This window comes from Enterobacter sp. SENG-6, assembly GCF_001605945.1.
GTDB classification, from domain to species: Bacteria; Pseudomonadota; Gammaproteobacteria; order Enterobacterales; family Enterobacteriaceae; genus Enterobacter; species Enterobacter cloacae.
The window spans coordinates 1-19,795 of sequence record NZ_LOMM01000014.1 but is presented as its reverse complement, the minus strand read 5'-3'; the positions used below and the strand labels follow the sequence as shown (position 1 = coordinate 19,795).

General features: G+C 55.2%; 16 protein-coding genes and 1 other annotated feature. Of the genes, 11 read left to right on the top strand and 5 right to left on the bottom strand.

Features of this window, described 5'->3' with window-relative positions; all coding sequences use genetic code 11:
• Window positions 1-12: 12 nt before the first annotated feature.
• The 3 genes from tomB to acrA all read right to left on the bottom strand — a co-directional run bounded on the left by tomB (window position 13) and on the right by acrA (window position 5,262).
• Window positions 13-387 carry an Hha toxicity modulator TomB gene (gene tomB / locus AX755_RS08770; protein WP_008499288.1) on the bottom strand — a complete coding sequence of 125 codons (375 nt, stop codon included), beginning with the start codon at window positions 385-387 and terminating at the stop codon, window positions 13-15.
• A gap of 512 nt (window positions 388-899) precedes the next feature.
• A complete protein-coding gene (gene acrB / locus AX755_RS08765) occupies window positions 900-4,046 on the bottom strand; it encodes a multidrug efflux RND transporter permease subunit AcrB (RefSeq protein ID WP_013095890.1) in 3,147 nt (1,048 codons plus the stop codon).
• A gap of 22 nt (window positions 4,047-4,068) precedes the next feature.
• Window positions 4,069-5,262: a multidrug efflux RND transporter periplasmic adaptor subunit AcrA gene (acrA, locus tag AX755_RS08760; protein WP_023620093.1), complete on the bottom strand. Its 1,194-nt coding sequence runs from the start codon at window positions 5,260-5,262 to the stop codon at window positions 4,069-4,071.
• A 141-nt stretch (window positions 5,263-5,403) separates the two neighbouring features.
• Between acrA and acrR the strand changes: the two genes are divergently transcribed.
• Together acrR and mscK are read left to right on the top strand one after the other, a co-directional pair.
• Entirely contained in the window at window positions 5,404-6,057 is a 654-nt protein-coding gene (acrR, locus tag AX755_RS08755; protein WP_013095892.1) for a multidrug efflux transporter transcriptional repressor AcrR, read from the top strand.
• Between the two features lie 113 nt (window positions 6,058-6,170).
• Window positions 6,171-9,518: a mechanosensitive channel MscK gene (mscK, locus tag AX755_RS08750; RefSeq protein ID WP_062856619.1), complete on the top strand. Its 3,348-nt coding sequence runs from the start codon at window positions 6,171-6,173 to the stop codon at window positions 9,516-9,518.
• Between the two features lies 1 nt (window position 9,519).
• Here the strand turns inward: mscK and rsmS are convergent, their stop codons facing one another.
• Both rsmS and priC read right to left on the bottom strand, forming a co-directional pair.
• Entirely contained in the window at window positions 9,520-9,705 is a 186-nt protein-coding gene (gene rsmS / locus AX755_RS08745) for a pleiotropic regulatory protein RsmS (protein WP_023620091.1), read from the bottom strand.
• Between the two features lie 12 nt (window positions 9,706-9,717).
• Window positions 9,718-10,245 (bottom strand): primosomal replication protein N'', encoded by a 528-nt coding sequence (priC, locus tag AX755_RS08740; protein ID WP_038982799.1) that lies wholly within the window; start codon window positions 10,243-10,245, stop codon window positions 9,718-9,720.
• A gap of 50 nt (window positions 10,246-10,295) precedes the next feature.
• Between priC and AX755_RS08735 the strand changes: the two genes are divergently transcribed.
• The 9 genes from AX755_RS08735 (at window position 10,296) to AX755_RS08695 (ending at window position 19,660) form a co-directional block, all read left to right on the top strand.
• Complete coding sequence (locus tag AX755_RS08735; RefSeq protein ID WP_013095896.1) at window positions 10,296-10,673, top strand: DUF454 family protein; 378 nt, start codon at window positions 10,296-10,298, stop codon at window positions 10,671-10,673.
• Between the two features lie 151 nt (window positions 10,674-10,824).
• Entirely contained in the window at window positions 10,825-11,376 is a 552-nt protein-coding gene (gene apt / locus AX755_RS08730; protein ID WP_000127359.1) for an adenine phosphoribosyltransferase, read from the top strand.
• Between the two features lie 88 nt (window positions 11,377-11,464).
• Complete coding sequence (gene dnaX / locus AX755_RS08725) at window positions 11,465-13,390, top strand: DNA polymerase III subunit gamma/tau (RefSeq protein ID WP_045902399.1); 1,926 nt, start codon at window positions 11,465-11,467, stop codon at window positions 13,388-13,390.
• Window positions 12,720-12,784: a sequence feature (DnaX frameshifting element), on the top strand. It overlaps the preceding gene by 65 nt.
• Window positions 13,391-13,443: 53 nt before the next feature.
• Entirely contained in the window at window positions 13,444-13,776 is a 333-nt protein-coding gene (locus tag AX755_RS08720; RefSeq protein ID WP_003858972.1) for a YbaB/EbfC family nucleoid-associated protein, read from the top strand.
• The gene (recR, locus tag AX755_RS08715) at window positions 13,776-14,381 is read left to right on the top strand and encodes a recombination mediator RecR (protein ID WP_013095898.1); all 606 of its coding nucleotides are present in this window, start codon (window positions 13,776-13,778) and stop codon (window positions 14,379-14,381) included. The genes AX755_RS08720 and recR overlap by 1 nt, the downstream gene beginning before the upstream one ends.
• Before the next feature lie 110 nt (window positions 14,382-14,491).
• Window positions 14,492-16,366, top strand: a complete 1,875-nt coding sequence (htpG, locus tag AX755_RS08710) for a molecular chaperone HtpG (RefSeq protein WP_023620089.1) — start codon at window positions 14,492-14,494, stop codon at window positions 16,364-16,366.
• A 195-nt stretch (window positions 16,367-16,561) separates the two neighbouring features.
• Window positions 16,562-17,206 carry an adenylate kinase gene (adk, locus tag AX755_RS08705; RefSeq protein WP_006809841.1) on the top strand — a complete coding sequence of 215 codons (645 nt, stop codon included), beginning with the start codon at window positions 16,562-16,564 and terminating at the stop codon, window positions 17,204-17,206.
• Between the two features lie 124 nt (window positions 17,207-17,330).
• Complete coding sequence (hemH, locus tag AX755_RS08700) at window positions 17,331-18,293, top strand: ferrochelatase (RefSeq protein WP_013095900.1); 963 nt, start codon at window positions 17,331-17,333, stop codon at window positions 18,291-18,293.
• A 62-nt stretch (window positions 18,294-18,355) separates the two neighbouring features.
• Window positions 18,356-19,660 (top strand): inosine/guanosine kinase, encoded by a 1,305-nt coding sequence (locus tag AX755_RS08695; RefSeq protein ID WP_020685011.1) that lies wholly within the window; start codon window positions 18,356-18,358, stop codon window positions 19,658-19,660.
• Window positions 19,661-19,795: the final 135 nt, after the last annotated feature.

Genomic DNA, 19,795 nt, shown 5'->3' with positions numbered 1-19,795 from the left:
ATTGTAATAATTTTAACAGGAAAGGCTAACCGGGTTAGCTCTGCTCACGTTGACGAAACAGCGGAATAGCCGGTTTCCAGATTTACGCCATTTCTGCAAATCCTGCGCGTTAATGCCGTAGCTGCTGAACAACATAAAGGTGTCATCCAGGTATTCGTCAATTTGCTCAATCAGTTTATTATCTTCATTGTACTTAATTTTATAATTAAGTGCGAAGGTCGCGATATGCTCTATCAACTCATTCAATTGCAAATTGATGGCCGATGTTGGATCGTTCACCCAGCCATGATTACTTTCATCAAGATTGGCAAGGCAGTCATGGTACAAGGATTCGCAGAGAAATTTCAACTGCGCGATATCATGCCTTTTTGGCGAGTACTCGTCCATAGCGCATCCCCTTCTGAGTGATTTCTTACTCACCGAACATCATTGTCGGGATGGATACAACCTACTTAGCTCTACGGGTGCTGTGCTCCTGTTCACTCTAACTATAAGCCACTCTGATCAGGATTTCACCGCGCTATTACGAAAAATTACAATTAAAATCAGAGTCTGCGAGCGTTTACGCAATAGTACATCCTAAGATGAACACTTTTATCCAAATTAACGCTGGTTTTTTTTCGCTTCCTTACGTTTCATTGATTTAGCGTAAACACGCGGAAAAAGTCCGGATTCAGAATTTTCTTTGTATGGACTTGTTATTAGGAATATTCCTAATAAGTTAAGCGGCGAAATGGAATTAAAACAATCCTGAGTTCGCCCATTAAGTTTTCTGCTAATTATGATATGCCCTTTAAACATGGCATAAAATAAATAAAACGACAATAAGCGTATTTTATGATTTTTTTCATAAATGAAAAAGGCCGCTAATGCGGCCTTTTTATCATGTGAAACCGGTATCAGTGAGGTTCTACCGAATGACTGTGTTCAATATCTTCATTCTTCCGGCTGAAGCGGCGGCGAACCACCACGAAGAACACCGGTACGAAGAAGATAGCCAGTACGGTCGCGGTGATCATACCGCCCATTACCCCGGTACCTACCGCGTTCTGTGCGCCGGAACCCGCACCAGAGCTGATAACCAGCGGCAGTACCCCGAGGATAAATGCCAGTGAGGTCATCAGAATAGGGCGCAGACGCATACGAACAGCTTCAAGCGTGGCTTCGATCAGGCCTTTACCTTCTTTCTCCATCAGATCTTTGGCGAATTCGACGATAAGTATCGCGTTCTTCGCCGACAAGCCAATGGTTGTCAGCAGGCCTACCTGGAAGTACACGTCGTTGGTCAGCCCACGGAACGTTGCGGCCAGCAGCGCACCGATAACCCCCAATGGCACCACCAGCATAACGGAGAACGGAATTGACCAGCTCTCATACAGTGCCGCCAGACACAGGAACACCACAATCAGTGAAATGGCGTACAGGGCAGGGGCCTGGTTACCGGACAGACGTTCCTGATAGGACATACCGGTCCAGTCATAGCCAATACCCGCAGGCAGCTTGCTGGCTAACTCTTCCATCAGGTTCATGGCTTCACCGGTGCTTCGACCCGGCGCGGCCTGACCCAGAATTTCCATGGATGGCAGCCCGTTATAACGTTCCAGACGCGGTGAACCGTATTCCCAGCGCGACGTCGAGAAGGCTGAGAACGGCACCATCTGGCCATCGCTGCCGCGAACGTACCAGTTGTTGATATCGTTCGGCAACATACGGTATTGCGCTTCAGACATCACGTACACTTTCTTCACACGACCGCGGTCGATGAAGTCGTTAACGTAGCTACCGCCCCAGGCTGCGCCCAGTGTGGTATTGATGTCGCTGATGGATACACCCAGCGCCTGCGCTTTCTCCTGGTCGATGTCGATCTTGTACTGCGGCGTATCTTCCAGGCCGTTAGGACGCACGCCGACCAGCAGGTCAGGGTGTTTAGCCACTTCGCCAAACAGCTGGTTACGCGCCTGAGTCAGTTTCTCGTGGCCCAGACCGCCCTGGTCAATCAGCTGGAAGTCGAAACCGGTCGCCGTACCCAGTTCAACGATCGCTGGCAGGTTAAAGGCGAAGACCATCGCATCTTTAATCTGCGAGAAGGTGCCCATTGCACGGCCGGTGATCGCCTCAACCTTATTCTCTTCGCCCGGACGTTCAGACCAGTCTTTCAGTGAAACGAAGGCGATACCGGTGTTCTGGCCACGACCCGCAAAGCCAAAGCCGTTAACCGCAAACACGGATTCAACGTTCGCTTTTTCTTTGGTGAGGTAGTAATCCGTCACTTCATCCAGCACTTTCTGGGTACGTTCTTGCGATGCACCCGCCGGAAGCTGCGCCATCGTCAGGAATACGCCCTGGTCTTCATCTGGCAGGAACGAGCTTGGCAGACGAACGAACAGATAGGCCATGCCCACCACGATGATGATATATAGCAGCAGATAACGACCGGTGCTGCGCAGAATGTTCCCCACGCTGTCGGTATAGTGGTGCGTGCTCTTATCAAACATGCGGTTAAACCAGCCGAAGAACCCTTTGTGCTCGCCGTGACCGCCTTTCTGAATCGGTTTCAGCATGGTTGCACACAGCGCAGGCGTCAGGATCAACGCCACCAGCACCGACAGCGCCATCGCAGAAACGATAGTGATGGAGAACTGACGGTAAATCGCACCGGTAGAGCCCCCGAAGAAGGCCATCGGAATAAATACGGCGGACAGCACCATCGCGATACCGACCAGCGCGCCCTGGATCTGGCCCATGGATTTACGGGTTGCTTCCTTAGGCGGCAGACCTTCTTCCGCCATGACGCGCTCGACGTTTTCTACGACCACGATGGCGTCATCCACCAGCAAGCCGATGGCGAGCACCATCCCGAACATCGTCAGGGTGTTTATCGAGTAGCCAAATATTGCCAGTATGGCGAAGGTTCCGAGCAAGACGACCGGTACGGCGATGGTTGGAATCAGCGTCGCGCGGAAGTTCTGCAGGAACAGATACATCACCAGGAAGACCAGGATGATCGCTTCTACCAGGGTTTTAACCACTTCGTGAATCGAAATTTTAACGAATGGCGTGGTGTCATACGGATAAACGATCTTCAGACCTGACGGGAAGAACGGTTCCATCTTCTTCAGTTCAGCACGGATAGCCGTTGCGGTGTCCAGGGCGTTAGCACCGGTCGCCAGTTTGATACCCAGACCGGAAGCCGGTTTGCCGTTAAACTTCGCAATGATGTCGTAGTTTTCGCCACCCAACTCCACCTTTGCCACGTCACGCAGGCGAACCTGCGAACCGTCCTGATTCACTTTCAGCAGAATTTTGCTGAATTCATCGGCGGAGGTCAGACGGGTTTGCGCGATGATGGACGCGTTAAGCTGCTGGCCTTTCACCGGCGGCGTACCGCCTAACTGACCGGCTGCAACCTGGGCGTTCTGTGCTTTAATGGCGTTGATGACGTCAACCGGCGTCAACTGGAAGTTGTTCAGTTTGTTCGGGTCCATCCAGATACGCATCGCGTACTGGGAACCAAACAGCTGAACGTCACCCACACCTGAAGTACGGCTGATGGCGTCCTTCATGTTGGCGCCCACGTAGTCGGAAATATCCTCCTGCGTCATGGTGCCGTTGGTGTTGATAACGCCAACAACCATCAGGAAGCTACTGGACGATTTCTCGACGCTCACACCCTGCTGTTGTACTTCCTGCGGCAGCAGCGGCATCGCCAGCTGCAGTTTGTTCTGTACCTGAACCTGCGCGATGTCAGCATCAGTACCTGACTCGAAGGTCAGGGTGATCTGAACCGTACCGGTAGAGTCACTGTTTGAGGACATGTACATCAGGTTATCGATACCGTTCATGTTCTGTTCGATAACCTGCGTAACGGTATCCTGCACCGTTTTCGCATCCGCCCCCGGGTAGGTTGCGGAGATCGTCACCGCCGGTGGCGCAATGGTCGGATATTGCGCAACAGGCAGCTTCAGGATCGCAAGTCCCCCGGCCAGCATGATAATAATGGCGATCACCCATGCGAATATGGGGCGATCGATAAAGAAATTAGGCATGTCTTAACGGCTCCTGTTTAAGTTAAGACTTGGTTTGTTCTGACTGGCCAGCGGCCGAAGCTTGTTGTTTATCGTCAGACTTCACTTCCTGTGCTTTAACCTGCGCGCCAGGACGAACTTTTTGCAAACCAGTAACAATCACGCGATCGCCATCTTTCAGACCGTCCGTCACCAGCCACTTATCGCCAATCGCCTGCGTAGCAGTGATATTGCGCATTTCGACTTTGTCACCAGCGCCAACAACCAGTGCGCTCGCATCGCCGCGTGGCGTACGGGTCACACCCTGCTGTGGAACCAGAAGTGCGGTTGGGTTAGTGCCTTCTTCCAGACGGGCACGAACGAACATACCTGGCAACAGGGTGTGGTCAGGGTTCGGGAAGATCGCACGTAAGGTGATGGAACCGGTGGTCTGGTCGACCGTCACATCAGAGAATTCCAGCGTACCCGCCTGTGGATATTTGATGCCGTCGTTAGTGACCAGCTCCACTTTGGCTTTACCGTTCTCCTGCTTCAGGGTGCCGTTTGCCAGCTCTTGTTTCAGTCGCAGGAAATCGTTGCTGGACTGCGTCACGTCAACGTAGATCGGATCAAGCTGCTGCACGGTTGCCATCGCTGTGGCCTGACCGTTTTGTACCAGCGCCCCTTCCGTCACGGAGGATTTACCAATACGACCGCTGATAGGGGAGGTCACTTTGGTATAGGCCAGGTTGATGCGCGCGGTTTCGACAGCCGCTTTTGCTGCCACAACGGCCGCGTTAGCCTGCTGTGCATCCGCCAGGGCTGTGTCGTAGTCCTGTTGGCTGATGTACTGCGTACCGAGCAGTTTTTTGTAACGATTCAACGTCAGCTGAGAGATTTTGGCCGCCGCTTCCGCTTTCGCCAGGTCGCCTTTCGCGCTTTCATACGACGCCTGATACGTTGCGGGATCAATCTGATACAGAGACTCACCGGCTTGCACATCGCCGCCTTCGGTAAAGTTACGTTTCAGGATAATGCCGCTCACCTGAGGACGAACTTCTGCAATGCGATAAGCACTTGTGCGGCCAGGCAATTCGGTGGTGATCTGAAGAGGTTCGGATTTGAGCGTCACAACGCCAACTTCTGGCATCTGCTGCGCTCCTTGTTGAGCCTGTTTGTCGTCACATCCTGTAAGCGCTAAGCTGCCTGAGAGCATCAGAACGACCGCCAGAGGCGTTAACCCTCTGTTTTTGTTCATATGTAAACCTCGAGTGTCCGATTTCAAATTGATCAATGGTCCTGAGTCCAAAAACCCATTGCTGCGTTTATATTATCGTCATGCTATGGTACATACATTCACAAATGTATGTAAATCTGACGCCTGTAAATTCACCCACTTATGGCACGAAAAACCAAACAACAAGCGCTTGAAACCCGACAACACATTCTGGATGTGGCAATCCGCTTATTTTCTCAGCAAGGTGTTTCGTCAACCTCGCTGGCACAGATTGCTCAGGCCGCTGGCGTTACGCGGGGAGCGATTTACTGGCATTTTAAAGACAAGTCAGATCTGTTCAGTGAAATCTGGGAGCTTTCAGAGTCCAGCATTAGCGATCTCGAGAGTGAGTATCGGGCAAAATTCCCTGACGATCCACTCTCAGTATTAAGAGAAATATTAGTATATATCCTTGAAGCGACGGTAGTTGAAGAGCGCCGTCGGTTAATGATGGAAATTATTTTCCATAAATGTGAGTTTGTGGGAGAGATGGCTGTTGTGCAGCAGGCGCAACGCAGCCTTAGCCTGGAAAGCTATGACCGCATTGAACAGAACCTGAACCAGTGCATGCAGGCTAAACTGCTACCGGCCAATCTCCTGACCCGCCGGGCGGCTATTCTGATGCGCAGCTACATTTCGGGCCTGATGGAAAACTGGCTTTTTGCCCCGCAATCCTTTGACTTAAAAGCGGAGGCCCGCAGCTACGTGGCGATTTTACTGGAAATGCTACAGCTCTGCCCGACGCTGCGCAGCGACGCGCCTTCGCTCACTGCCTGAGCCATTTCCAGGATTTATCTCAGAGGCTCACGTTCGCGCTATTCTGCTTCAGGCGAGCGTGATATTCTGCACGCCGGACTATTTTCGGTCATCTTCTGACATCACTCACGACTATGCTGCACACCAATCGCTCGCAACATCCTGTTCTTGCACTACTCTTCGCGACGCTGTTTTTCTTCGCAACGGCACCGCTTTCCTGGGCCCGCGCCGATAACGGCAATGACATTCCATCACGTGCTGATGTTCAGTCGCAGCTCGACGCCCTGAATAAAGAAAAAGATCTCACGCCTCAGGACAAACTCGTTCAGCAGGATCTGACGGAAACGCTGGAATCACTGGATAAAATTGAGCGCGTCAAAGCGGAAACCACCCAGCTTCGTCAGAAGGTGGCGCAGGCGCCTGAAAACATGCGTAAAGCAACGGATTCGCTAAATGCCCTGAGCGACGTGGATAACGACGACGAAACGCGCAAAACGCTGGCAACGCTGTCGCTGCGTCAGCTGGAGTCACGCGTCGCACAACTGCTCGACGACCTGCAAACCGCACAGTCGGATCTCGCCACCTACAACAGTCAGCTTGTCTCTTTGCAGACTCAGCCCGAGCGCGTACAAAACGCGATGTACGCCGCGTCTCAGCAGCTGCAGCAAATCCGTAACCGCCTGAACGGCACCACGGTGGGTGAAGGCACGCTGCGCCCGACGCAGCAAACGCTGCTGCTGGTTCAGCAGTCGTTACTGAATGCGCAAATTGAACAGCAGCGTAAAAGCCTGGAAGGGAATACGGTGCTGCAGGACACGCTACAAAAACAGCGTGATTACGTGACCGCCAACATTAACCGTCTGGAACACCAGCTTCAGCTGTTGCAGGAGGCGGTGAACAGCAAGCGCCTGACGCTGACGGAAAAAACCGCCCAGGAGGCGGTATCGCCGGACGAAACCGCCCGCATCCAGGCCAATCCGCTGGTGAAGCAGGAGCTCGACGCGAACCATCAGCTGAGCGAGCGCCTGATTCAGGCGACCGAAAACGGTAACTCGCTGGTTCAACAGAACATTAAAGTTAAAAACTGGCTGGACCGCGCGCTCCAGGCGGAACGTAACATCAAAGAGCAAATTGCGGTGCTGAAAGGCAGCCTTCTGCTGTCACGCATTCTTTACCAGCAACAGCAGACGCTGCCCTCTGCCGACGAGCTGGAGGACATGACCAACCGCATTGCGGATTTACGTCTGGAACAGTTTGACGTCAACCAGCAGCGCGATGCCCTTTTCCAGAGCGATACCTTTGTCGCCAAAATAGAAGAGGGCCACTCCAGTGAAGTGAACCCGGAAGTGCACGACGCACTGTTGCAGGTGGTGGATATGCGCCGCGAGCTGCTTGACCAGCTCAATAAACAGCTGGGTAACCAGCTGATGATGGCGATTAACCTGCAGATCAACCAGCAGCAGCTGGTGAGCGTTTCTAAAAGTCTGCAGGAGATTTTAACCCAGCAGATTTTCTGGGTTAACAGCAACAAGCCGATGGACTGGGACTGGGTTAAATCCTTCCCCGAAACGCTGAAAACGCAGATTAATAGCATGAAAATCACCGGGAACTGGGAGAAAGCCTGGCCCGCGGTGATGATTGCCTTCCTGGCGGGATTACCGCTGCTGCTGATTGCGGGCGTGATCCGCTGGCGTCTGGGATGGCTGAAGAACTATCAGGCGAAGCTGGCCTCAGAAGTGGGGCAACTGCGAAATGACAGCCAGCTGCATACGCCAAAAGCGATTCTGATCGATCTCATTCGCGCGCTGCCGGTGTGCCTGATCATCCTGGCTGTTGGCCTGATCCTGCTCACCATGCAGCTCAACGTCAGCGATTTGCTGTGGGCTTTCAGTAAAAAGCTGGCCCTGTTCTGGCTGGTGTTTGGTCTGTGCTGGAAGGTGCTGGAAAAAGACGGCGTGGCGGTGCGTCACTTCAATATGCCACAGCAACTGACCAGCCACTGGCGTCGTCAGATTGTCCGCATCAGCCTGGCGCTCCTGCCGCTGCACTTCTGGTCGGTGGTTTCCGAGCTTTCTCCGCTGCATCTGATGGATGACGTTCTGGGTCAGCTGGTCATTCTGCTGAACCTGCTGTTGATTGCCATCCTGATGTGGCCGATGTGCCGCGATAGCTGGCGTGATAAAGAGTCCCACAACCTGCGCCTCGCCACCGTCACGGTGTTGGCAATCATTCCGCTGGCGCTGATGGTGCTCACGGCGACGGGCTACTTCTACACCACGCTGCGTCTGTCCGGCCGCTGGATAGAAACCGTCTATCTGGTGATTGTCTGGAATCTTCTCTACCAGACCGTGCTGCGCGGCCTGAGCGTGGCGGCTCGCCGTATCGCTTATCGCCGCGCCATTGCGCGTCGTCAGCATCAGGTGAAAGAGGGCGCCGAAGGCGCGGAGCCGCAGGAAGAGCCGACCATCGCGCTGGAGCAGGTTAACCAGCAGACGCTGCGTATCACCATGCTGGTGATGATCGCCCTGTTCGCGGTGATGTTCTGGGCCATCTGGTCTGATTTGATTACTGTCTTTGCGTATCTCGACAGTATCACTCTCTGGCAGTACAGCGGGACCGAAGCAGGCGCTGCGGTGATGAAGAGCGTCACCATGGGCAGCCTGCTGTTTGCGGTGGTGTCGTCGATGGTGGCCTGGGCGCTGATTCGAAACCTGCCGGGTCTGCTGGAGGTGCTGGTGCTGTCGCGCCTGAACCTGCGTCAGGGGGCGTCCTATGCCATTACCACCATCCTCAACTACGTCATTATTATTGTCGGGGCGATGACAGTCTTCGGCTCGCTGGGCGTGTCATGGGACAAACTGCAGTGGCTGGCGGCAGCGCTCTCTGTGGGTCTCGGTTTTGGCCTCCAGGAGATTTTCGGTAACTTCGTTTCCGGCCTGATCATCCTGTTCGAACGTCCGGTGCGAATTGGCGATACGGTGACCATCGGGACCTTCTCCGGTACCGTCAGCAAGATCCGCATTCGTGCGACCACTATTACCGACTTCGATCGCAAAGAGGTGATCATCCCTAACAAAGCGTTCGTGACCGAGCGTTTGATCAACTGGTCGCTCTCTGATACGACGACGCGTGTGGTGATCCGCCTCGGCGTAGCCTACGGTTCGGATCTGGATAAGGTGAAAGAGGTATTGCTGAAGGCCGCAAAAGAGCATCCAAAGGTTATGCACGAGCCGGCGCCAGACGTCTTCTTCACCACCTTTGGGGCGAGCACGCTGGATCACGAGCTGCGTTTATACGTGCGTGAGCTTCGCGATCGCAGCTACACCGTGGATGAACTGAACCGCTCCATCGACCGTCTGTGCCGTGAAAACAATATCAATATTGCTTTCAACCAGCTTGAGGTTCACCTGCATAACGAGAAAGGTGACGAGCATACGGAAGTGAAGCGTGAGATTAAGGGTGACGATCCGACTCCCGCCTGAACTATTTTCCCTCTCCCTGTGGAAGAGGGTTAGGGTGAGGGCAACCGGCCTTCACCTTTCCCTCAAAATCCCGCCGCACAATCTCCAGTGCCTTCAGCACCGTCTCAGCCGGGATCTCATGATTCTCCAGCAGCATAATCAAATCGACGGCCAGTTTGACCTCATCGGGGGCATTTTCCAGCGACATGTGTGGCTCCTTTTAACGGGTCAGGCGTTCAATGACGCGTTCGATCTCATCCAACGCCTGACGGCAGCGGACAAGACGTCCATCCAGCGCGTCGATTTCGCGCATCAATAACTGCTGCTCTTCCAGCGTTTCACTGTTGTTCAGACGTGCTTCCCGCTCGCGCTTCATCTCAAACAGACGGCGTTCAAACTCCTGGTGCTCCAGCCGTTTGCGCTGCCATTTACCGAGGCCGGGCGACGCGCTGTCCCAGGTACGCAGGGGCCAGGCTGCGATCTCCCGGTGCAGGGCGGTGATCTGACTGGTGAGATGCTCCGCAAGCCAGGCCACCTGCTCATGTTTTCCGTCATTCACGGACTGTCGCAGTTCGTCGAGGTTGGTCTGCGCCTCATCAAGATAGTCTTTCATCAGCGTACTACGCGTATGAAATAACTGCCGGTCAAAGCGCGGTTTGAGCGTCGCATGCTGCATCAACGGTGACGCCTGGGTGCGCAGGGCAACGAGCTGATTTTGCAGCGTCTCTAAAAGCAGGGCTATTTTCAAGGCGCGCTCCAGTGGTAAAGTAGCCGTTCAGTTTGATAACGATTCGCATTATGCAGCGTACTATTTTAATCATCATTGGCTGGCTGGCGGTAGTGTTAGGCACCTTGGGCGTGGTTTTGCCACTTTTGCCCACGACGCCGTTTATTCTGCTGGCAGCCTGGTGTTTTGCCCGCTCATCCCCGCGTTTTCATCACTGGCTGCTGTATCGCTCGTGGTTTGGCGGCTATCTGCGCCACTGGCAGAAACACCGGGCCATGCCGCCTGGCGCAAAGCCGCGTGCGATTGCAGTCATCCTCATCACCTTCGCCATTTCATTATGGCTGGTGAAAATGATGTGGGTGCGGATCCTGCTGCTGGTTATCCTGACCTGCCTGCTTATCTTCATGTGGCGGATCCCCGTGGTTGATGAAAAGCAACAAAAGCACTGAAGCCTTATAATGGCTGTTGCAATTATTGCGCGCAGCCAGTAAATTCGACCGTTTTCGAGCACAGGCGCGCCTGGTTAAAGGTTAAACAATTGTTACCTTTACCGCCTCTTTGCGCGCTGTGAGTAACACTGTTTCATTTAGGCACAAACCGATGACCGCAACTGCACAGCAGCTTGAATATCTGAAAAACAGCATCAAAAGCATCCAGGACTATCCAAAACCTGGCATTCTTTTCCGTGATGTCACCAGCTTGCTGGAAGACCCGAAAGCGTACGCGCTCAGCATTGAACTGCTGGTAGAGCGTTATAAAAACGCCGGGATCACCAAAGTAGTAGGTACCGAAGCCCGTGGCTTCCTGTTTGGCGCACCGGTGGCGCTGGCAATGGGCGTAGGTTTTGTGCCAGTGCGTAAGCCGCGCAAACTGCCGCGTGAAACCATCGCGGAGAGCTATGAGCTGGAATACGGCACCGATCAGCTGGAAATCCACGTCGATGCCATTAAGCCTGGCGACAAAGTGCTGGTGGTGGACGATCTGCTGGCAACCGGTGGCACTATCGAAGCGACCGTGAAGCTGATTCGTCGCCTGGGTGGTGAAGTGACCGATGCGGCCTTCATCATCAATCTGTTCGATCTGGGCGGCGAACAGCGCCTGGAAAAACAGGGTATTACCAGCTACAGCCTGGTGCCTTTCCCGGGTCATTAATCCCGTTTCTCACAACCTCGCTCAATGGGTGAGGTTGTGATAGCATTCCCCTCCATTAATTCACCTTCCAGCGTTGCAGAGCCTGCCCATGAGTTATCAGGTGTTAGCCCGTAAATGGCGACCACAAACCTTTGCCGACGTTGTCGGTCAGGAACATGTGCTGACGGCCCTGGCGAACGGCTTGTCGCTAGGTCGTATCCATCACGCCTATCTCTTCTCCGGTACCCGCGGCGTCGGTAAAACCTCTATTGCCCGTTTGCTGGCAAAAGGTCTGAACTGCGAAACCGGGATCACCGCCACGCCGTGTGGCGTGTGTGACAACTGCCGTGAGATCGAGCAGGGGCGCTTTGTCGATCTGATCGAGATCGACGCCGCCTCGCGCACCAAAGTTGAAGATACCCGTGATCTGCTGGATAACGTGCAGTACGCCCCGGCGCGTGGCCGCTTCAAGGTCTATCTGATCGATGAAGTGCACATGCTGTCACGTCACAGCTTCAACGCCCTGCTGAAAACGCTGGAAGAGCCGCCTGCGCATGTGAAATTCCTGCTGGCGACCACCGATCCGCAAAAGCTGCCGGTGACGATTCTGTCGCGCTGTTTGCAGTTCCATCTGAAGGCGCTGGACGTTGAACAGATCCGTACTCAGCTGGAACACATTCTCGACGAAGAGAAGATTGTCCACGAGCCGCGCGCCCTGCAACTGCTGGCCCGTGCAGCGGACGGCAGCCTGCGCGATGCGCTCAGTCTGACGGATCAAGCCATTGCCAGCGGTGACGGTAAACTGTCGACGGAGGCGGTCAGCACCATGCTCGGCACGCTGGACGACGACCAGGCGCTGTCCCTGATTGAAGCCACGATCGCCGCGAACGGTGAGCGCGTCATGTCGCTGGTGAACGCCGCTGCAGCACGTGGCGTCGAGTGGGAAGCCCTGCTGGTCGAGATGCTTAGCCTGCTGCACCGTGTAGCGATGCTTCAGCTCTCTCCGTCAGCAATGGGGGCGGATATGGCGGCCATTGAACAGCGGATGCGTGAACTTGCGCGAACCGTGCCGCCTGCTGACGTACAGCTTTATTACCAGACCTTGCTGATTGGCCGTAAAGAGCTGCCGTTTGCGCCGGATCCTAGAATGGGCGTTGAAATGACGCTGCTGCGTGCGCTGGCGTTCCACCCGCGTATGCCGCTGCCAGAGCCTGAAGTGCCCCGGCAGTCATTCGCCCCGACTGCTCCAACGGCAGTGATGTCCCCGCAGCAGGTGCCAGCACAGCCGGCAGCGCCGCCGCAAAATGTACCGCTGTCGGATGCCACCAGTTCGGTGCTTGCCGCCCGCAGCCAGTTGCAGCGAGCGCAGGGAGCAACCAAACCAAAAAAGAGTGAACCGGCAGCGCCAGGAAGAGCGCGGCCGGTTAACAACGCCGCGCTTGAACGACTGGCCTCGGTAACGGAGCGCGTACAGGCGCGCCCGGCACCGTCCGCGCTCGAGCAAAAAGCCCCGGTGAAAGAAGAGGCTTACCGCTGGAAGTCGACGACCATCGTCGAAGAGGTTAAGAAAGAGGTCGCCACGCCAAAAGCGCTGAAGAAAGCGCTGGAGCATGAAAAAACACCGGAGCTTTCCGCGAAGCTCGCGGAAGAGTCTATCGCGCGTGACGCCTGGGCCGCTGAGGTCAGTAAACTGCAACTGCCTAAGCTGGTTGAGCAGGTCGCGCTGAATGCCTGGAAAGAGCAGGACGGTAATCAGGTGCGTCTGCATCTGCGTCCCGGTCAACGGCACCTGAACTCCCCCGGCGCACAAAAAGCACTGGCGGAGGCGCTCGCCACATTGCAGGGTGCACCGGTTGAATTGACTATCATTGAAGATGATAATCCGGCGGTGCGAACGCCACTGGAGTGGCGCCAGGCCATTTATGAAGAGAAACTCGCGCAGGCGCGTGAGTCGATTATTGCGGATAACAACATCCAGACCCTGCGCCGGTTCTTCGACGCCGATCTGGATGAAGAGAGTATTCGCCCCATTTGATCGTGAGTCTGACTTACGGTTGTCATCGTTAAACGTGAAAGAGAGAGAAGCCTATGTTTGGTGGAAAAGGCGGTCTGGGTGGCCTGATGAAGCAGGCTCAGCAGATGCAGGAAAAAATGCAGAAGATGCAGGAAGAGATCGCTCAGCTGGAAGTCACGGGTGAATCCGGTGCCGGTCTGGTCAAGGTGACCATCAACGGTGCGCATAACTGCCGCCGCGTTGAAATCGATCCAAGCCTGCTCGAAGACGACAAAGAGATGCTGGAAGATCTGGTTGCAGCCGCGTTCAACGATGCCGCTCGCCGTATCGACGAAACCCAGAAAGAGAAAATGGCCTCTGTATCCAGCGGTATGCAACTGCCGCCGGGCTTCAAGATGCCGTTCTGATGCAAACCAGTCCGCTGCTCACGCAGTTAATGGAAGCGTTGCGCTGCCTGCCGGGCGTAGGCCCGAAGTCGGCGCAGCGTATGGCGTTTACGCTATTGCAGCGCGACCGCAGCGGCGGGATGCGCCTGGCGCAGGCTCTGACCCGCGCCATGTCAGAAATTGGTCACTGTGCGGATTGCCGTACTTTTACCGAGCAGGACGTCTGTAATATTTGCTCGAATCCGCGTCGTCAGGAGAACGGTCAGATTTGCGTGGTGGAGAGTCCGGCGGACATCTATGCCATCGAACAAACCGGGCAGTTTTCTGGCCGCTATTTCGTGCTGATGGGGCATCTCTCCCCGCTGGACGGTATTGGCCCGGATGATATCGGTCTTGATCGCCTTGAACAGCGTCTGGAGTCCGAGACCATCAAAGAGGTGATCCTCGCCACCAACCCCACGGTGGAAGGGGAGGCAACCGCCAACTACATCGCCGAGCTGTGCGCGCAGTACGGCGTTGACGCCAGCCGTATCGCTCACGGCGTGCCGGTTGGCGGCGAGCTGGAGATGGTTGACGGCACCACGCTGTCGCACTCTCTGGCCGGACGTCACAAGATTATTTTCTGACCAAACGGAGGCGGCATTCGCAGCCTCCGCTTGAAAATTTCCCTGCTTATCCCCATCTCTCCCTCAACGTTTTACAACCCCATTAAATGGCATTGTTGAGGTCGACTTAGATGAAAGGACAAGAAACCCGTGGTTTCCAGTCAGAAGTAAAACAGCTTCTGCACCTGATGATCCATTCCCTGTATTCCAACAAAGAAATCTTCCTGCGTGAGCTGATTTCCAACGCCTCCGATGCGGCGGACAAGCTGCGTTTCCGCGCGCTGTCTAACCCGGATCTGTATGAAGGCGACGGCGAGCTGCGCGTGCGCGTCTCTTTCAATAAAGAGAACCGTACCCTGACCATCGCCGATAACGGCATCGGCATGAACCGCGACGAGGTGATCGACCACCTCGGGACTATCGCCAAATCCGGGACCAAAGCGTTCCTGGAATCTATGGGCTCTGACCAGGCGAAAGACAGCCAGCTGATCGGCCAGTTCGGTGTGGGCTTCTATTCGGCGTTTATCGTGGCGGACAAAGTGACCGTGCGTACACGTGCGGCGGGCGACAGCGCGGAAAACGGCGTGTTCTGGGAATCTAAAGGTGAAGGTGAATACACCGTTGATGACATCACCAAAGCGGATCGCGGCACCGAAATCACCCTGCACCTGCGTGAAGGCGAAGACGATTTCCTGAACGACTGGCGCGTGCGCTCCATCATTAGCAAATATTCCGACCACATTGCCCTGCCGGTTGAGATTGAAAAACAGGAAGAGAAAGACGGTGAAACCGTGGTCTCCTGGGAGAAAATCAACAAGGCGCAGGCCCTGTGGACGCGCAATAAGGCTGAAATCAAGGACGACGAATACAACGAGTTCTACAAACACATCGCCCACGACTTTACCGATCCGCTGACCTGGAGCCATAACCGTGTGGAAGGTAAGCAGGAGTACACCAGCCTGCTGTATATCCCGTCGCAGGCACCGTGGGATATGTGGAACCGCGATCACAAGCACGGTCTGAAGCTTTACGTTCAGCGTGTCTTCATCATGGACGACGCCGAGCAGTTCATGCCGAACTACCTGCGCTTTGTCCGTGGCCTGATAGATTCCAACGATCTGCCGCTGAACGTCTCCCGTGAAATTCTGCAGGACAGCACCGTGACCCGCAACCTGCGTAACGCGCTGACCAAACGTACGCTGCAGATGCTGGAAAAACTGGCGAAAGACGACGCGGAAAAATACCAGACCTTCTGGAAGCAGTTTGGCCTGGTGCTGAAAGAAGGCCCGGCGGAAGATACCGCGAACGTAGAAGCGATCGCCAAACTGCTGCGCTTTGCCTCTACGCACACTGACTCCTCCGCGCAGACCGTGTCGCTGGAAGAGTACGTTTCCCGCATGAAAGAAGGGCAGGAGAAGATCTACTACATCACCGCCGACAGCTACGCCGCGGCGAAGAGCAGCCCGCACCTGGAGCTGCTGCGTAAGAAAGGTATCGAAGTGCTGCTGCTTTCTGACCGCATCGACGAGTGGATGATGAACTACCTGACCGAGTTCGACGGTAAGCCATTCCAGTCTGTTGCCAAAGCCGATGAATCCATCGACAAGCTGGCGGATGAAGTGGATGAAAGCGCGAAAGAAGCCGAGAAGGCGCTGGAGCCGTTCGTTGAGCGCGTGAAAACCCTGCTGGGCGACCGTGTGAAAGAGGTGCGCTTCACCCACCGTCTGACCGATACTCCGGCAATTGTGACTACCGATGCGGACGAAATGGGTACCCAGATGGCGAAACTGTTCGCCGCGGCAGGTCAGGCGATGCCAGAAGTGAAATATATCTTCGAGCTGAACCCGGATCACCCGCTGGTGAAACGCGCGGCGGATACCCAGGACGAAACCCGCTTTGCCGAGTGGGTTGAACTGCTGCTGGATCAGTCTCTGCTGGCCGAGCGCGGCACGCTGGAAGATCCTAACCTCTTCATTAAACGTGTGAATGCGCTGCTGCTGGCGTAATTGACCACGCCTCCCCTGGTCTTCTCCCTCTCCCCGTGGGAGAGGGCCGGGGTGAGGGCACCAGACCGCATTCCCCCAAATTATCTCCCCCCATTAACCGTTTCAGCCTTCCCGCCTTCCTTGAGCCGCATCCGTTCTGGTGGTATTGTTTAGCGCTTTTGAAAAATTGAATCGACTTTTGAGGGGATTTTCGCAATGCGTATTATTCTGCTTGGCGCTCCGGGCGCGGGTAAAGGAACTCAGGCTCAGTTCATCATGGAGAAATACGGTATTCCGCAAATCTCCACCGGTGATATGCTGCGCGCCGCTGTTAAATCTGGCTCTGAGCTGGGTAAACAAGCGAAAGACATCATGGACGCTGGCAAACTGGTGACCGACGAGCTGGTTATCGCTCTGGTCAAAGAGCGCATTGCTCAGGAAGACTGCCGTAACGGTTTCCTGCTGGACGGCTTCCCACGCACCATTCCTCAGGCTGACGCCATGAAAGAAGCGGGCATCAACGTAGACTACGTGCTGGAGTTCGACGTACCAGACGAGCTGATCGTTGACCGTATCGTTGGTCGTCGCGTGCACGCTGCTTCTGGCCGCGTTTACCACATTAAATTCAACCCACCTAAGGTTGAAGGTAAAGACGACGTAACCGGCGAAGAGCTGACCACCCGTAAAGACGATCAGGAAGAGACCGTGCGTAAGCGCCTGGTGGAATACCATCAGATGACTGCGCCGCTGATCGGCTACTACACCAAAGAAGCGCAGGCGGGTAACACCAAATACGCGAAAGTTGATGGCACCAAAGCCGTGGCTGACGTTCGTGCAGAGCTGGAAAAAATCCTCGGCTAATCGCACTGCTCTCACCCGGGTCCCCGGGTGAGAATATTTCTCATCTTACCTATTACAGCAATGGGTTCCGTTTAAACGCATTTCCGCTACAATTGACAACCATTCAAATGGTTAAGAGGCGTGAATGAGTCAGGCGAAAACCGGCATCCTGCTTGCCAATCTGGGCACCCCAGAAGCACCTACGCCAGAAGCGGTAAAACGCTATCTGCGACAATTTTTAAGCGACACGCGCGTTGTGGATACCCCAAGACTGCTGTGGTGGCCATTACTGCGTGGCGTGATTCTGCCCATTCGTTCACCGCGCGTCGCCAAACTCTATCAGTCTGTCTGGATGGAAGAGGGCTCGCCGCTGATGGTCTACAGCCGTCGTCAGGAGAAAGCGCTGGCTGCCCGCCTGCCGGATATGCCTGTCGCACTCGGCATGAGCTATGGCAAACCGTCTCTGGAAAGTGCGGTCGACGCGCTGCTGGCGCAGGGGGTTGAGCACATTGTGGTGCTGGCACTCTACCCGCAGTACTCCTGCTCGACGGTTGCTGCGGTGTGGGACGAACTGGCCCGCATTCTGGCGACCCGCCGCCGCATTCCGGGCGTGACCTTTATACGCGACTACGCCGATAACGAACTCTATATCAAAGCGCTTGCCAGCAGTGCCCGCGCGTCGTTTGAAAAACACGGCGAGCCGGATCTGCTGCTGTTGTCCTATCACGGCATTCCGCAGCGTTTCGCTAACGAAGGGGATGATTATCCGCAGCGCTGTCGCGATACCACGCGTGAGCTGGTGTCCGCGCTCGGCCTGCCGCCGGAGAAGGTGATGATGACTTTCCAGTCGCGCTTTGGTCGCGAGCCGTGGTTGACACCGTATACGGACGAAACCCTCAAAATGCTCGGCGAGAAAGGCGTGAAGCATATTCAGGTAATGTCCCCAGGCTTTTCGGCCGATTGCCTGGAAACGCTGGAGGAGATCGCGGTGCAAAACCGGGAGTTTTTCCTTGAGGCTGGCGGTGAGAAGTACGAGTACATTCCGGCACTTAACGACGCTCCGGAACATATCGACATGATGGTCTCGCTGGTGACCAACAGCCGCTGATCGCACTCTGGGCCGGGTTTGTGCTACCATTCCCGGCCCATATTCTATGCACAGTTCAGACCATGAAATTTCCCGGTAAACGCAAATCCAAACACTACTTCCCTGTTGATGCCCGCGATCCGCTCCTGCAGCAAATCCAGCCTGAAAATGAAACCAGCGCGGCATGGGTCGTCGGTATCGATCAGACGCTGGTGGACATTGAAGCGAAAGTGGATGATGCGTTTGTCGCCCGTTACGGTCTGAGCGCCGGCCACTCGCTGGTGATCGAAGACGACGTTGCTGAGGCGCTCTATCAGGAGCTGGTGCGTGACAACCTGATCACCCATCAGTTTGCCGGTGGCACCATCGGCAATACCATGCACAACTACTCCGTTCTGGCAGACGACCGCTCAGTGCTGCTCGGCGTGATGTGCAGCAACATCGAAATTGGTGGCTACGCCTACCGTTACCTGTGCAATACCTCCAGCCGTACCGATCTTAACTATCTGCAGGGTGTCGACGGCCCCATTGGCCGCTGCTTTACGCTGATCGGTGAATCCGGCGAGCGTACCTTTGCCATCAGCCCTGGCCACATGAACAAGCTGCGTGCCGAGAGTATTCCCGAAGAGGTGATTGCGGGCGCGTCGGCGCTGGTGCTCACCTCCTACCTGGTGCGCTGCAAGCCGGGCGAGCCGATGCCGGAAGCCACCATGAAGGCGATTGAGTACGCGAAAAAGTACGATGTGCCGGTGGTCCTGACGCTGGGAACGAAATTTGTGATTGCCGACAACCCGGAGTGGTGGCAGGCCTTCCTGAAAGAGCATGTCTCGATTCTGGCGATGAACGAAGAAGAAGCTGAGGCCCTCACCGGCGAGAGCGATCCGCTGCTGGCCTCCGATAAAGCGCTGGACTGGGTGGATCTGGTGCTCTGCACCGCCGGACCGGTAGGGCTGTATATGGCAGGCTTCACGGAAGAAGAGAGCAAACGCAAAACTCAGCATCCGCTACTGCCTGGCGCCATCGCCGAGTTCAACCAGTATGAGTTCAGCCGTGGCATGCGTTATAAAGACTGTGTTAATCCGCTGCGGATCTACTCGCACATCGCCCCGTACATGGGCGGCCCGGAGAAGATCATGAACACCAACGGCGCGGGCGACGGCGCGCTGGCGGCGCTGCTGCATGACATCACCGCCAATGCCTACCACAAAACCAACGTGCCGAATTCCAGCAAACATAAGTTCAGCTGGCTCACCTATTCGTCGCTGGCGCAGGTGTGTAAATACGCGAACCGCGTCAGTTATCAGGTGCTGAACCAGCACTCCCCGCGCTTAACGCGTGGCCTGCCGGAAAGGGAAGACAGCCTCGAAGAGGCGTACTGGGACAGGTAAAAGCAAAACGGCAACGCATGTTGCCGTTTTTAGTGTTTATTCCCTCTCCCGGTGGGCTGAGGGATCCCCAGTAATATGGTCATGCCACCATGACCATATTACTGTACTCTTTTCCCAGCTTTTTCATCTCGTTAA